The following is a 12,939-nucleotide window of genomic DNA, read 5'->3' as shown; positions in this document are numbered from 1 at the left end:
GGCGGCGCGCCACCAGCCCCGCGTAGGCCGGTAGGCGCAGCGTCTGTGATTCGATGCGGGCATTCGTGAGGGGCCGCACGTGATGCGTCCGATCGGTACTATCGCAGCTTCGGCCAACTCGAGGGTAGGGGGTGCTCATGGTCACGACGGTGCGTCAAATCGTATGGGATGTCGTAAGAAGCAAGGTTCCGGAAGAGCGGTGGCTACTGGAGAACCTGGATTCCTTGGACGGTGAGCAGGTGAGCCGTTCGCTGCGCCGCGCCGGTGCGCGACGGCGGGGACCGCTACGCTTCGGGCTTCCCGATGTCGCGCCGTTCGTACTTCCGCTGGTCTGGATGGTGGTCGAACAACTTTCCGACCATGCGACCGGAAGGGCGGTCGATGCTGCCACGGCCAAGGTCGGTACTCGTCTGCGGGCCATGATCGGCAGGCGGCGGGCAGCGGAACCTACTGTGCCTCCCGTGGATTCGGAGACGTTGCGGCGCGTGCGCAGCCAGGTCGTCGACGGCGCGCTCGCGCGCGGGTTCGACCGCGTCCGGGCCGACGAGCTGGCTGAGGAGGTGGTCGCCCGGCTCCGGGCGATCGAGCCGGATACCGGACAGTGACCACGGACGCCGACGGTGCGCGCGGGCACCGCGGCTTTCTCTCCTGGGGTACTCGGCGCCGTTGTGTGCTGCTGCTGGCAGTGGTCCCTGCGTGGTCGCTCATGCTGGTCACCCGGATGCTGTTGGCAGTACGGGGTGAAGCCGCCTACCGCCGCTGTTTGGATGCCGCCGGATTCGATCCTGCCAACCCATGGCACCTCGCGATGCTGCGACTTCCCGCCGGATTCGGCCGGTATTCCCACTGTTTTCCGGCAACCGTGTCCCAGGCGGTGCGGCCTGCGCTCTGGTGGACCGCCGCAGTGCTGATCGTGGCATTGGTCATCTACCGGATCGGGCCGCTGTGGGCCCGACGTACGGCGCTGGGGACGATCCCCACGCAGTTGCGGGCCACGGTCGACGACCTCGTCGAGATCGCCGGACTCACCTCGCGTCCACCGAGGTTCGTTGTCGCGATCTTCGATTCCAGCCGGGATGCGGTCACCTTGCGCCGTGCGGGCCGTCCGACGATCTGTCTCGGCGCGGGTCTGGTCAAGGAGGGGTTGCGCAGGACCGGACAGCGTAGGCAAGAGCGGCAGCCCGACATTTTCCGGGCGGTGGTGCTGCATGAACTGGCGCACGTCCACAACCGGGACGTCTTGATCGGATACGGTGCGCGTGCCCTGTGGTTGGCGTTTGTGATCGGTGTCGCCGTACCGTCCGCGGCAGTGCATCTGTGGTTGTCGACCGGCTTGGTCGCGGCGGGTACATACTCCCGGCATTGGCCGACCGGTGCTGTGAACCCGCTGCGCGAGTTGGCCCTTCTCGGATCACTGATCGTAACGGGCCATCTGATCTACGCGGGACTGCAACGCACTCGGGAGCAGGTAGCCGACCACGATGCCCGCGTATGGGGAGCCGACCCCGCGGTGTGGGCGGTGCTCCAGCGCGGCACCGACGAACTGGCGCAGATCCGTCGCGCCGGCCGGCGGTATCCCCTGCGCCGGACCGATGGAGGGATTCGCCGCCCGATCGCACTCATCGCTGGGGTCATGGCCGGGCTCGTCACCCGCCTCGCCGAGAGCTGGCAGACTCATCCGATGAGCGCCCGGAGATGCCGGTGGTTGGCGGAATCCGGGTTCATCGATGACAACCACGGCAAGATCCTGCCCAGCTTTCTCGCAGTAGGAGCGTGCACGCTGACCGCGACCGGGATGAATCGCGTCTGGCCCGGCATCGAAGGCGTCCTACGCATCGTATTGATTACCTTGGTCGCGCTGACGCTCGCGGTATTGTTCTCGCTGAGCGACGGGATCTCCAAGGGAAAGTTCCATCAGTGGAGACACTCCTCCCCTCGTGGCCGTCACGATCTCGCCGACTTCGCGGACCCTGACCCGTTCGAATTCCCATGGCGGCACCCGGATGAGGACAACAGATGATTTTCCTGGGTTCGACCGCTGCAATGCCGATCGACTACTGCCGAATCCGTCCGACGCGCGTGCTGCGATTGCCGTCTGTGCTGTCTACTTCACGGTGATCGTGACTGTCTGCGTCCGTGTCTCGGCGGGCAGCTCGGTGGTGTCGATCATCAGCACCTCACCCGAGGCCTGCACGCCGTTGGCCAGGAGCTTCGGCTTCAGCCCGAACGGCGGTCGGTCACCGGTGCGGGCCTCGATGCCGAAATCGCTGTCAGCGGCGATGTAAAGGGTTTTGCCGCCGTCACGGGTGGCGACACCTTCGATCTTGTCGTGGCCGAAGAATAGGCCGTCCGCGTTCAGACCGTCCAGCAGACCGCCGAGATCCAGAGCGGACTTCTTGACGACCGGAGAAATGCCCGCCTTCCGCAGCGTGGCGACGCCGTCGGCGGTGGGCACGGCACCGACGAGGAGTTCCAACGGCTTTCCGCCGACCAGCAGGCCCAGCTCCGTATCGTATTGCGCGCCTTGAATCTCCGACTGCGGGCCGACATCGGTGGCGCCGGTGATGTCTATCGTCCAGAGCTTTTTGTTCGCTTTGGGTGTTTTGTTGCCATCGCGCTCGTCGACCACAAAAGTGGTGTTGCTCAGCGCCGTGATCTCGGAGACCACGAGTTTCTGCTTCGGCTCCTCGAGCGGATACACGAATTCTTTGACGTCCCGGGTCTTCAGATCCACGGTGACGATCCGGGTCATGGGCACCTCACGCGCCGACGCGACACCCGGCTCGCTGAGTGCGCTCTGCACGATGCCGACCAGCGTGCTGCCATCCGGGGTGACGGTGAGCCCCTCCATCCCCTGGTTGGGAGTGCGCAGCGAAAGTTCCGCGGGCAGGCCGCGTCCCGGCGCCAGCCGTTCGAGCTCGGTGCCGTTGGCGTCGAAGTGCACGATGAACGGCCCGTACTCGTCGGACACCCAGAAGCTGCCGTCGGGCATAGCGACCAAGCCCTCGCTGTCGATGCCGTGATCGGTGGGCGGCAGGATGGCGCCGTTGAGGTCGCGGATGGTCTCGCCGGTGCCGGCGGAGATATCGATCAAGCCGTTGAACGGTTGACCCGCCGAGTTCTTCAAAGCGATGGCGCTTACCAGCACCGCCTTGGTGCCGACCATCTTGAACTTCGCGATGGTGGGCGTGAAAGTGGGTACGGGCGTGAGCTTCTCGCTCTTGCCCTGGCCGTCGACGTTCGGACCGCGGTCGGTGAGACCGTAGAATTCGTCGGTCGATCCGGGTACCGGGGTGAACGCCGACCCGTACCCGCTGCCCTGCAAGCTCACCCCGCCGAAGTCGCCGAGCGGCGGGATATCGGTGGTGAACAGCTTCACGGCGTCGGTGGTGGTCACGGTGATGCTGTCGGGCCCGGTGTACCCGGCAGCCGGCGTGTACACCACCGCCCCATCGGTGCGATGGGTGATCGTGCCGTGCCGCGGATCGGCGATCTCGACCGCGGCGCTGCCGCCGGTCTCGGCCAGCAGATCGTCCAGTGAGATCACCAGGGGCTCATCCCTGGTGGCGGTGAAGTCCGCCTCCGAACTCGACGACGAGCAAGCGGACAGAACGGCGGTCGCGCACACGGCCACCATGACGAGTGCGCTTCGGGTTCTGCGGTGCGTTCGCACCGGTGATGCGTACCGTCCGCGCCTGGCCACCAGTTGGCATCGAGCCGAACGTGCGCCGTCGATCCTCACAACCATTCGATCATTCTGCCGTGGCACCAGCCTCGACGCGCATGCCACCGGCAACGACTTCCCGATCGCGCCGCCCCTGCCGGCGGAGCCGGGGCGTGCCGACCGGGATCCCGGGCTACCGCGCGTCGGTCGCAGTCAGCACATGCGCGTCCGCTGCTCGGACCTGCGGGTAGGTCGGGTACTCGATGCCGGAAATGTACTGCACCGTCCGCACCACCTGGCACGAGTAGCCGAATTCGTTGTCGTACCAGACATACAGGATCGCGGTGTCATCCTCGACGATCGTGGCATTGGCATCGATGATCGACGCTGCGCGCGATCCGATGAAATCGCTGGAAACCACGTCCGTGGCGGCGGTGTAGTCGAGGTTGCGGCTCAGCGGCCCGGCGAGCGAAACCTGACGCAGGTAGGTGAGCACATCGCTTTTCGTCGTCGGCCGCGCGAGTTGCAGGTTCAGAATCGCGACCGATACGTCGGGGGTGGGAACACGAATCGAATTGCCGGTGATCTTGGCCTTGAAATCCGGCATGGCCTTCGCGACCGCGGACGCCGCACCGGTTTCGGTGAGCACCAGATTGAACGGCGCGGACCGGCCCCGACGGTCCGCCTTGTGATAATTGTCCAGCAGGTTCTGGTCGTTGGTGAACGAGTGCACCGTCTCCACGTGCCCTCGGATGATGCCGTACTCGTCATCCATGGCCTTGAGCGGCGGGACGATCGCGTTGGTCGTGCACGAGGCGCACGAGAAGATCCGCTGCGACAGATCCAGGCTGCGGTGATTGACGCCGTGCACGATATTCGGAACGTCACCCTTGCCTGGCGCGGTGAGAACGACCTTCGCGATGCCGGGGCGCAGGTGCTGCGACAGCACGTCACGATCGCGCCACCTACCGGTGTTGTCGATCAGGATCGCGTCCTTGATCCCGTACGCGGTGTAGTCGATCGTCGTCGGATCATCGCTGTAGATGAACTTGATGACGTTCCCGTTCGCGGTGATCGTGTCGTTGCCGGTATCGACCTTGATCGTGCCGTTGAAGTGGCCGTGAACCGAGTCCCTGCGAAGCAGCGACGCACGCTTGGCCAGATCGTCCTCGCCTCCTCTGCGCACCACCACCGCACGCAGGTTCAGCCCATTGCTGGATCCGGCCTTCTCGATGAGCAGGCGAGTGACCAGACGACCGATGCGGCCGAAGCCATAGAGGACGACGTCCCTCGGGCCCGGTGACCGAGCCTTGTTGCCGTTGGTCACCTCGGCCAGCACCGACTCGGTGAACTCGCGGATCGAGAGTCCGCGATCATCAGCGCGATAGGTCATGACCAACTGACCGAGGTCGATCTTGCACGGCCCCAGATCCAGCTCGCTGAGCACTTGCAAGAAAGGAAGGGTCTGGTCCACCGACAGCTCTTCGCCCTCGATCTGCCTCGCGAAGCGGTGCGTCCGCAGGATGCTGATGACCGATTTGTTCACCAGCGACCGGCTGTGCAGCAGGATCGTCACGCCTTTCCCCCGGTACAACGTGCCGATGATGGGAATCATCGCCTCCGCGGCGGCTTCCTGGGCATTCCAGCGGTCAAGTTGTTCGGTCGTCAACGCAGGTCCTCGGATTTCCCTCGATTGTTCGCGGTTTCGATGCTAATGAGGGCCGCGATATCACCGAGGCCGGATACCCACTCGTGAGATCACCAGGTCGGCGACACCGTCGTTCCGGCGGGTGTAGGAATGACTATCTCGAACAGCCACGACAAAGCCTCGCTCGTGCGGCGCGACGAAGCCGAGACGCTCGAAACCATGGGTGTGCGGCTCTATGCCGATCACGATATGACCGGCGGCAAGCTGAACGCGAAAACTGAGCGGTCCGCGGTGATCACAGTAGCTGCCGCGAACCCCTACCGGCTGAACCCCGCATTGGCCGCACCGGCAGTGAGCGCATCCAAGCCGAACGCGTCGACCGGACCGAGCGCACCGGTGCCGAGCAGGCCGCCGTCGCGGGCGGTCGGGGTCGCCGTAGTATCGGCCGAATTTCGGGCGGATAAGGCGTAACCCGCTGGTAGAGGGCTAGTTCCGCGCGCTGGGTGCTGGTCAGGCCGGGGGTTGTGGGTTGAGGCGGTCGCGGTAGATCCGATATGCCTTGCGGTCGGCGGCAGCGTTGCTGTGGGCGAGGGGTTCGGCGGCGGCCAGCAGTGCCTGGTGGATCTGTGGTGGTGCGGTGACGTGCAGGCTGTAGCCCTGGCCTCGCCGTATCTCCCGGCCGTCGCGTAGGGCGTGGCGTTCGGTTTCACCGAGGTCGGCGGTGTGGGCGGTGAGGTGGTGGGCGAGCTTGCCCGGCATCTCGATTCGGATCGAGCGGGGTTCGTCGATATCGGTGGGGGCGGGGTGTTCGGGTCGGTCGGGTAGCAGGTCGGCGAGTGCGGTGCGGATCGCGACGCGGCTGACTCGGTGTTGTCGGGCGAGGGCGGCGATGCTGGCGCCTTCTCGGTATTGGCGGCGGACTTGTTCGAGGTCCCCGTTCGTGGCGACCTGGGGGCGGCGCCCCGATATCGCACCGTTGGCGCGGGCGGCTGCCAGGCCCTCGCGGGTGAGTTCGTTTTGCAGGTCGCGCTGGAACTGGCCGACCGAGATGAGCACGTTGACCAGCATGGTGGTGGTCGCGTCGGCGGCGGCCAGGTCGGTGATGCCCGACAGCGCGCCGGAGAGCACCCGCAGTTTGACCTGGTGCCACTGGCACCATTCGCGCACGGCGAGGATGTCGGGCAGGTCGCGGCACAGCCGGTAGAGCTCGGACACGGTGAGCCGGTCGCCGGGGCGCGCGTATCGGGCGAGTTCGCGGAAGCCGTCGCGGTGCAGCGCGGGGATCTTGGATGAGGTGGCCGGGTCGGCGAACAGTCGCACACCGTGCGCGCCGTCGACGAGACCGGCCTCGGCGAGCAGGTGGGTCTGGCGCGCGGTGCTCTGCTCGTCGGTGGAGACCCGCGTGTAGACGAGTTCGGCCATGACTGCGGTGTCCCTCTCCGATCTGATCGCTTTCGTTCACCGTTCTATCTGTCGTCAAACCCTGTCGTCAATATGGAACGGACGGCAATGGATCGGGAGTGCTGTTTCCGCACGATCCGCGCGGACCGGACGCCGCCCCCGGCGGGTGTCGTCAAAGGACCATTTGACGACATTATCGCAGCACGGATGCTGGCTTGTTATGGCGGCGCTGTTCGGTGGTCAGCGCCATGGTGCTCTCCTGCATTGCGGTCCGCGGAAACGCGGCGGAGTTCAGGGCCAGTCGGCGGGCCGATGATCGGTTCTCTCTGCGTCGGCCGTCCACGAGGTCGTGATCATGGAATATCGTGCCGGTCATGACCACGAATGACTGGTTGGCCGACACCCGAACCTCTTATGACACGGTCGCGGTCAGCTATGCCGACCAAGTGCGCGGCGCCCTCGCCGGACACCAGTACCTTCGCGCGGCTCTGGCGTTGTTCGCCGACAGCGTGCGGGTCGCTGGCGGCGGGCCGGTCGCGGACGTCGGCTGCGGCCCCGGTGAAGTCACCGCCCACCTGCATGAGCTCGGTGTCGACGCCTTCGGTGTCGACCTCTCCCCGGCGATGATCGACGTGGCTCGGCGCGACCACCCCGGCCTGCGGTTCGAGGTGGGCTCGATGACGGACCTGGACCTGCCCGTCGCTTCGGTGGCCGGCCTGCTCGCCTGGCAGTCGTTGATCCACATCCCTGACGACGAGGTGCCGAACGTGTTCGGGCACTTCCACCGAGCATTGCGTCCCGGCGGACCGCTGCAGCTGCTGTTTCACGTCGGCGACGAGTCGCAGTTGAAGACCGACGGCTATGGCGGTCACCCGATGAAGGTCCATGTCCACCGCCGTCAGCCTGACCGGGTGGCATCCTGGCTGCGCGATGCCGGATTCGTGGTCGAGGCTCAGATGCTGCTCGACCCGGACGCGAAAGCTCAGCAAGCGATTCTTTTCGCACGCAGTAAGTCCTGACTTCTGCATATGTCGGCTCGCCAGTCGGATCCGGAGCCGATGCCCGAGATGGACGCCGACACTGCGCTATACCCTCGGCGCGACCGTCGTGACCACGGACGCGCTCTACACCCTGCAAGCCCTGTGAATCCCGCCCGCGGCGGCGATCAGAACAGGGTGTCGCGGACCCGCAACGGCCGATATCCGGTTGGGCCGAGTGCGGCGAGTTCGGCGTCGATTGTCGACCTCGATTGCGCCGAAGAAATTGATGTTCTCGCTGTGCGCCGGGGAGATGTGGGCAAGCACATCGTCATCGATCCGGCGGCCGGACCGCCGCATCTGCTCCACGGCGAGACCGTAATACTCTGTGGTCCAGGTGATCACGGCGTTCGTGGCCAGGGTGAGGCACCAGGCTTGTTCGGTCTGCCCGTCGAGGTGCCGCGCCCGGATCATGCCCTCGTGGGCGTAGAGCAGGTCGCGGCGCAGCGCGTGCAACGATTCTCCCTTGTTGAGTTGGCGCGAGATCTTGCGCCGGTAGTCGGGGTCGGCGAGGTATTTCGCGGCGTAGATCGTGCGCCGCAGCGCCCCGTACTCCTTGAGCGCCGCGGCGAGGGCGTTCTGACGCCCGGAGGCCGAGAGTTTCCCGACCAGCAGCGAGGCGGTGGCGTGCCCGAACTTCAACGACCCCGCCAACCGGAGCAGGTCGTCCCAGTGCTCGGCGATCAACTCCAGGTTCAGTTTGCGGGTCAGCAACGGTCCCACCTGCGAGAACCGGGCCTCGGCGACGGCGCGGGGTCCTGGCCGGTAGAGGGTGATGCGGCCCAGGTCCCGGATTCGGGGCGAGAGCTGCATCCCGAGCAGGTCGAACAATCCGAAATTGACGAGGGTGACGCCGTGGGTGTCGGTCGCGTGTTCGGTGATCGGGAGATCGGTGGCGTTGCCCAGGATCTCGTCGAGCACGTAGTGCGCCTCGCGGCGGGTGGCCACGATGATCTTCGTGCCGTAGGTGGCGTGCTGGTCGGTGACGTGGGTGTAGGTCGACAGGCCCTCGTTGGCGAAATAGCGGCTCAACGCTCTAGCGGTGATCGACTTGCCGCGCGTCGGGAAGCGTTGACCGTCACTCGAGGACAAGGTTCCGGCGCCGAACACCGTGGTCAGCGGCAGGCGTTGATGGTAGTCGATGATGGCCAGGTTCGCCGCCCGCAGGGTCTCCTCGCGCACGTACCATTCCGAGGTCCAGGCCAGGATGTCGTAGGAGATCCCGCACGCCTCACCCATTCTGGTGAGCCCGAGGTTGGTCGAGTAGGCGAGCAGGACCGCGATCAGGTTGCGTTTCAATTTCGGAGTGCGAGCCTGCTTTCCGCTCGCGTGGGTGAAGCAGTCCAGGTAGCCGGTGCGTTTGTCCAGCTCGATGAGAAGCGACACGATCGGGGCGAAGGGCAGCATTTCCGTGAGCTCGGCCTTCAACGCGATCGCCTCGGCCGGGACATCCTCGGCGGTCAGCGGTGAGATCACCAGATCCCCGGCCTCGTCGAGGCGGACCGGGCCGTTACCGTCGGCGAGGACGGTCTCCAGCTCGGCGACCGCGGTGTGCAGTTCGTCGGTCGCGGCCGCCAGCGCCTGGGCCGGGTCGGCGGATTTGCCGACCAGACGGCAGAACTCGACGCGCTGAGGCTCCCACTGCTCGGCGGTGAGCAGATAGGCGGCCGGGTCGGCGTAACGGCGTGAGCCGGGCACGAACACGTCCCCGCTGCGCAGCCCGTCGCGTAATCCGAGCAGCACGCACAGCTCCCAGTAGTGCCGATACGCGGTGGCGCTGCCGGATTTGCGGGCTTCGTCGAGGTAGCCGCGCCATTTCGTCGGCACGAACCCGGTCGGTGCTTCCGCGGGGACCTTGCGGGCGCCGGTCGAGTTCAACTCGCGCAGCATGTGCACCGCGATCAGCAACTCCGTCGCCGCGGTGCCGCCCGTGAACCGCACCGTCGAGAGCACCGCCGGGGTGAACTGGCGCAGATACGAATACGAGGAGTCGAGCGCGGCCAGATGGCCGTGGTCACGCGGAAGTCGGGGTTTGGCCTGCGCGATCGCCGCGCGTAGCCGTTCCCAACCGATCCGCTCACCGCGGATCAGCCCGCCGATCTGCTCGTCGCCGATCCCGAGGTCGGTGATGATTTCGAGGAGATCGTCGAGCAGGGCCTGGCGGTCCTCCCCGGTCTTGCCGCGCTCGGCCAACTCCTGTTGCATCCGGCGTTCGGCGGCACCGAATTTCGCCGAGATCGCCTGATCGAACAACCCCACCACCTCATCGAGCACATCGGTGCCCGACTGCGCCAACACCGTCAGCAGGATCGGATACCGCCGCTGCGGGTCACGACGTTCGAGGGCTTGGCCGGTCAACCGGCGGCCTATCGTGGCCAGGAACCGGCGCCGCTCGGCGGGCAGCACCGACATATCCAGCTCGTCGGCGCCGAGACCGCGCAGGAATCCGAGTTTGTCGACCTCCGCGCGCACCGCCGACGCGGATGCCTCCACCGGCCCGGTCGACAGCCACCGCAACCGCGACATCCCGATCGAGGCGTCGTTGACCAGCAACCCGTCCAACTGCGCGCACCGCTCGGGAGTGAACTCGTGGGCGAGCCGATCGTAGGTTTCGGCCTGGGCCTGGGCCTGGGCGCGAGCGTGGGCGACCCGCTCGATCACCATCACCGGCCCCGGCCGGATCACCCGCGCCGACACCAGAAACTCGCACCCCAACCGGAACAACAGCGTCGGGGAATCGTGCTCCAACGCCCGCGCCAACAAGAACTCGTCGAGTTCCTTCAACTCCATCGCCCCGGCGTTGCGCCAGCCCAGATACCGCGCGACCAGCCGCACATGCTCGGTCCGGGTCTTCGCGCGACGGCCGTAGGAGCCGATCTCGACCGGATCCACCCCCAACTGCCCCGCCAACCGCGCCACCGCCACCGGCGGCGCGGTCACCAACCTGTCCGGAACGAACCCCAACCACGGCAACGTGCACAACGCGATCGCCAACCCCAACCGATCCGCAGGCCCCCGACCACGCTCCGGATCCACGAACGCCACATCCGCCGGGCTCAACGTGAAGAACCGGAACAACTCCTCCCGCCCGATCTCCGGGAACTCCCGCAGACGCTCCAACTGCTCGTCCGCGAACACCCGCGTCGCCACGAACTCTCACCCTTCACCACACCGACCGACCACGACGCCAGCCAGCAAAGCACTAACAACCCAATCCCGCAGCGCGGCAACCCCAAATACCACCACTACCAGCGGGTTACGCCATATCCGCCCGAAATTCGGCCGATACTACGGCGACCCCCGGTCTGCGCACCCCAGCCGAGGATCGCGGCAGTGAAGTCGTAGGGGTCGACACCGCCCAGTGTGACCGACGCCAGCGCGCGGCCGGTGTCGTCGAATGTCTCGGCAACCGCCCAGGAGCGAGTGCGGGCCCGTGCGTCCTGCCCCGGGCCGCCGGTCGATCCCTTCACGACACGTTCCAGCACACCCTCGGCCAGTTGTTTCACCGGCTCCACTCGTGCGACGGCGCCGGTGAGTAACGAGCCGGCCTGCAGGCCGCGAGCGACCGCAGTCGGCAGTCCGAGATATACGTCGACCTCCCCCAGCCGCGGGTAGGCGCGGCTCAGTGCGAGGTGTTCGGATCCGGGAATCGATACCCCCGCGCGAGCGACCGGCGACGTCGAAGGTGCGAATCCGTGAGCCGGTCCGCTCGGGCACGACCAGGCCGCCGCGGAGGGCGAAGCCGCGCTCGAACAGCATCCCTGCCATGGACGCGCGGGTGCCGCCGCTGGTGCCGGGGCCGGCGATGAAGTAGCCGATGTCCACGCGGACCGCCTCCGGCGCTTCGCGCAAGGCGAGACCGCCAGCCAGGTTGCCGGGCACGAAATCGAAACCGAACGCGGTCAGCAGGGCCACTCCTGCCTTGCGCGCCTCGTTGTCGCGGTCGAACACTTCGCGGATGAACGGGCCTTCCCCGGTGGAGTCGAAGTAGTGTGCGCCCGCCGCCACTGCCGCCGTCAGCGCGGGTCCGCCGTATCGCAGGAACGGCCCTACCGTCGTCACCAGCACGTCGCCTCGGCCCAGCAGCAACCGTACCGAGGCGGGGTCGGTCACGTCGGCGACCGCGGTCTCCGCGCCACCGAGGTCGGCGGCCAGTTTCCCGAGGACAGTGGCATTGCGGGCAGCCAGCACGGGGGCGGCGCCACGGGCGATCAAGGCTTCGGCGGTCAGGCGACCGGTGTACCCGGTGGCGCCGAACAACACGATCTTCGGCATTGGCAGTCACCTACCGTTCTGTTCATCGATACGCGAATAGGCTCACCCCGCCTGCCATGGGCATACCAGCACTGTAGTGGTGCAGGATAAACGTTTTCACACTGTCGCCGCTCGCCCCTGCCGTGCCTGATCGAGCATGGTGATGTAGGTATCGAGCTGCGCCGCGCCGGTGAGAAGGTCGCGGCTACGCGTGGTCAGCCGGTCCTGCCAGGAGTCGAGGAATGCGCTCAACGCGTTCGCCCCGCCCGCCTCGCGCAGCGAATCGATGAATTGCGCGACCTGGGAAAGCAGGTAACCGCCTCGGCGCAGCTGTCGTGCGATCTCGGCGTCGCGCACACAGTCGGGTCCGTATTCTCGGTAACCCGTTGCCCGGTCGCGTTCGGGGCGCAGGATGCCGTGGGTCTCCCAGGCGCGCAGCGTCGCAGGGTGCACGCCGAGCCGCCGGGCGAGTTCCCCCACGCTCAGCGGCCGACCCTGGACAGGGGTCGGCATCGCGGTGGACAGGCTGCCCAGTGCCGTTGCGACCTCGGTGCGGGTGTCACGTTCGGTGAGCAGCGCGACGTGGGCGGTGTCGATGAGCCGGTAGGCGGACTCGGTGTCGCCGCGGTTGGTGGCGCGCATGATCTCCATTGCCTGCTGGTGCCCGTGGCCACGGCGTAACGCGAGGAAGGCGCGTAGGGACTGCGCGTGCAAGGGCGTATAGCGCCGGTAGCCGGTCTGGCTGCGCTCGGTCGGCGGGAGTATGCCCGCATCGTCGTAGTTGCGGATCGCCTGTGCGGACAACCCGTGTTCCCGGGCGAGGTCGATGGGTCGCAGCTTGCATCTCCGATTGAGGCTTTGATCTCTAGATGGCAGGTAAACGTGTCAGAAGTTTCACCCGAATCTTCAACGATACTGTCAAAGGCAGTGCCTAG

The 12,939-nt window shown here is 66.6% G+C and carries 8 protein-coding genes and 2 pseudogenes; 4 read left to right on the top strand and 6 right to left on the bottom strand.

Going from position 1 to position 12,939, the window contains the following annotated elements; all coding sequences use genetic code 11:
* Positions 1-149: 149 nt before the first annotated feature.
* Together K8O92_24490 and K8O92_24485 are read left to right on the top strand one after the other, a co-directional pair.
* Positions 150-605, top strand: a complete 456-nt coding sequence (locus tag K8O92_24490) for a hypothetical protein (GenBank protein ID UAK30995.1) — start codon at positions 150-152, stop codon at positions 603-605.
* Entirely contained in the window at positions 602-2,020 is a 1,419-nt protein-coding gene (locus tag K8O92_24485; GenBank protein ID UAK30994.1) for a M48 family metalloprotease, read from the top strand. The genes K8O92_24490 and K8O92_24485 overlap by 4 nt, the downstream gene beginning before the upstream one ends.
* An 84-nt stretch (positions 2,021-2,104) precedes the next feature.
* On the opposite strand, the gene K8O92_24480 is transcribed toward K8O92_24485, so the two are convergent.
* Both K8O92_24480 and K8O92_24475 read right to left on the bottom strand, forming a co-directional pair.
* Positions 2,105-3,637: an esterase-like activity of phytase family protein gene (locus K8O92_24480; protein ID UAK35925.1), complete on the bottom strand. Its 1,533-nt coding sequence runs from the start codon at positions 3,635-3,637 to the stop codon at positions 2,105-2,107.
* A gap of 220 nt (positions 3,638-3,857) precedes the next feature.
* Positions 3,858-5,333, bottom strand: coding sequence for a glyceraldehyde-3-phosphate dehydrogenase (locus tag K8O92_24475; GenBank protein ID UAK30993.1), 1,476 nt, complete (start codon positions 5,331-5,333; stop codon positions 3,858-3,860).
* Between the two features lie 129 nt (positions 5,334-5,462).
* Here K8O92_24475 and K8O92_24470 point away from each other — a divergent pair, with 129 nt between their 5' ends.
* A complete protein-coding gene (locus K8O92_24470; protein UAK30992.1) occupies positions 5,463-5,783 on the top strand; it encodes a hypothetical protein in 321 nt (106 codons plus the stop codon).
* A 39-nt stretch (positions 5,784-5,822) separates the two neighbouring features.
* On the opposite strand, the gene K8O92_24465 is transcribed toward K8O92_24470, so the two are convergent.
* The gene (locus K8O92_24465) at positions 5,823-6,734 is read right to left on the bottom strand and encodes a recombinase family protein (protein ID UAK30991.1); all 912 of its coding nucleotides are present in this window, start codon (positions 6,732-6,734) and stop codon (positions 5,823-5,825) included.
* Positions 6,735-7,087: 353 nt separating this feature from the next.
* Between K8O92_24465 and K8O92_24460 the strand changes: the two genes are divergently transcribed.
* Positions 7,088-7,732, top strand: a complete 645-nt coding sequence (locus tag K8O92_24460) for a class I SAM-dependent methyltransferase (protein ID UAK30990.1) — start codon at positions 7,088-7,090, stop codon at positions 7,730-7,732.
* A gap of 146 nt (positions 7,733-7,878) precedes the next feature.
* Here K8O92_24460 and K8O92_24455 read toward each other — a convergent pair.
* From K8O92_24455 to K8O92_24445, 3 genes and pseudogenes are all read right to left on the bottom strand, one after another.
* Positions 7,879-10,900 (bottom strand): annotated as a pseudogene (locus tag K8O92_24455) (Tn3 family transposase).
* Between the two features lie 95 nt (positions 10,901-10,995).
* A pseudogene (locus K8O92_24450) lies at positions 10,996-12,025 on the bottom strand (saccharopine dehydrogenase NADP-binding domain-containing protein).
* A 96-nt stretch (positions 12,026-12,121) separates the two neighbouring features.
* Positions 12,122-12,841, bottom strand: coding sequence for a MerR family transcriptional regulator (locus K8O92_24445; GenBank protein ID UAK35924.1), 720 nt, complete (start codon positions 12,839-12,841; stop codon positions 12,122-12,124).
* Positions 12,842-12,939 lie beyond the last annotated feature (98 nt).

Source organism: Nocardia asteroides, assembly GCA_019930625.1.
In the GTDB taxonomy this organism is placed as follows: domain Bacteria; phylum Actinomycetota; class Actinomycetes; order Mycobacteriales; family Mycobacteriaceae; genus Nocardia; species Nocardia sputi.
This window is presented reverse-complemented; position numbering and strand designations above follow the sequence as displayed.

What these genes read in the sequence shown, in the direction of transcription:
- K8O92_24480 (UAK35925.1), bottom strand. Translation starts at nt 3,637, where the DNA reads ATGGTGGCCGTGTGCGCGACCGCCGTTCTGTCCGCTTGCTCGTCGTCG.
- K8O92_24470 (UAK30992.1), top strand. Translation starts at nt 5,463, where the DNA reads ATGACTATCTCGAACAGCCACGACAAAGCCTCGCTCGTGCGGCGCGAC.
- K8O92_24465 (UAK30991.1), bottom strand. Translation starts at nt 6,734, where the DNA reads ATGGCCGAACTCGTCTACACGCGGGTCTCCACCGACGAGCAGAGCACC.
- K8O92_24460 (UAK30990.1), top strand. Translation starts at nt 7,088, where the DNA reads ATGACCACGAATGACTGGTTGGCCGACACCCGAACCTCTTATGACACG.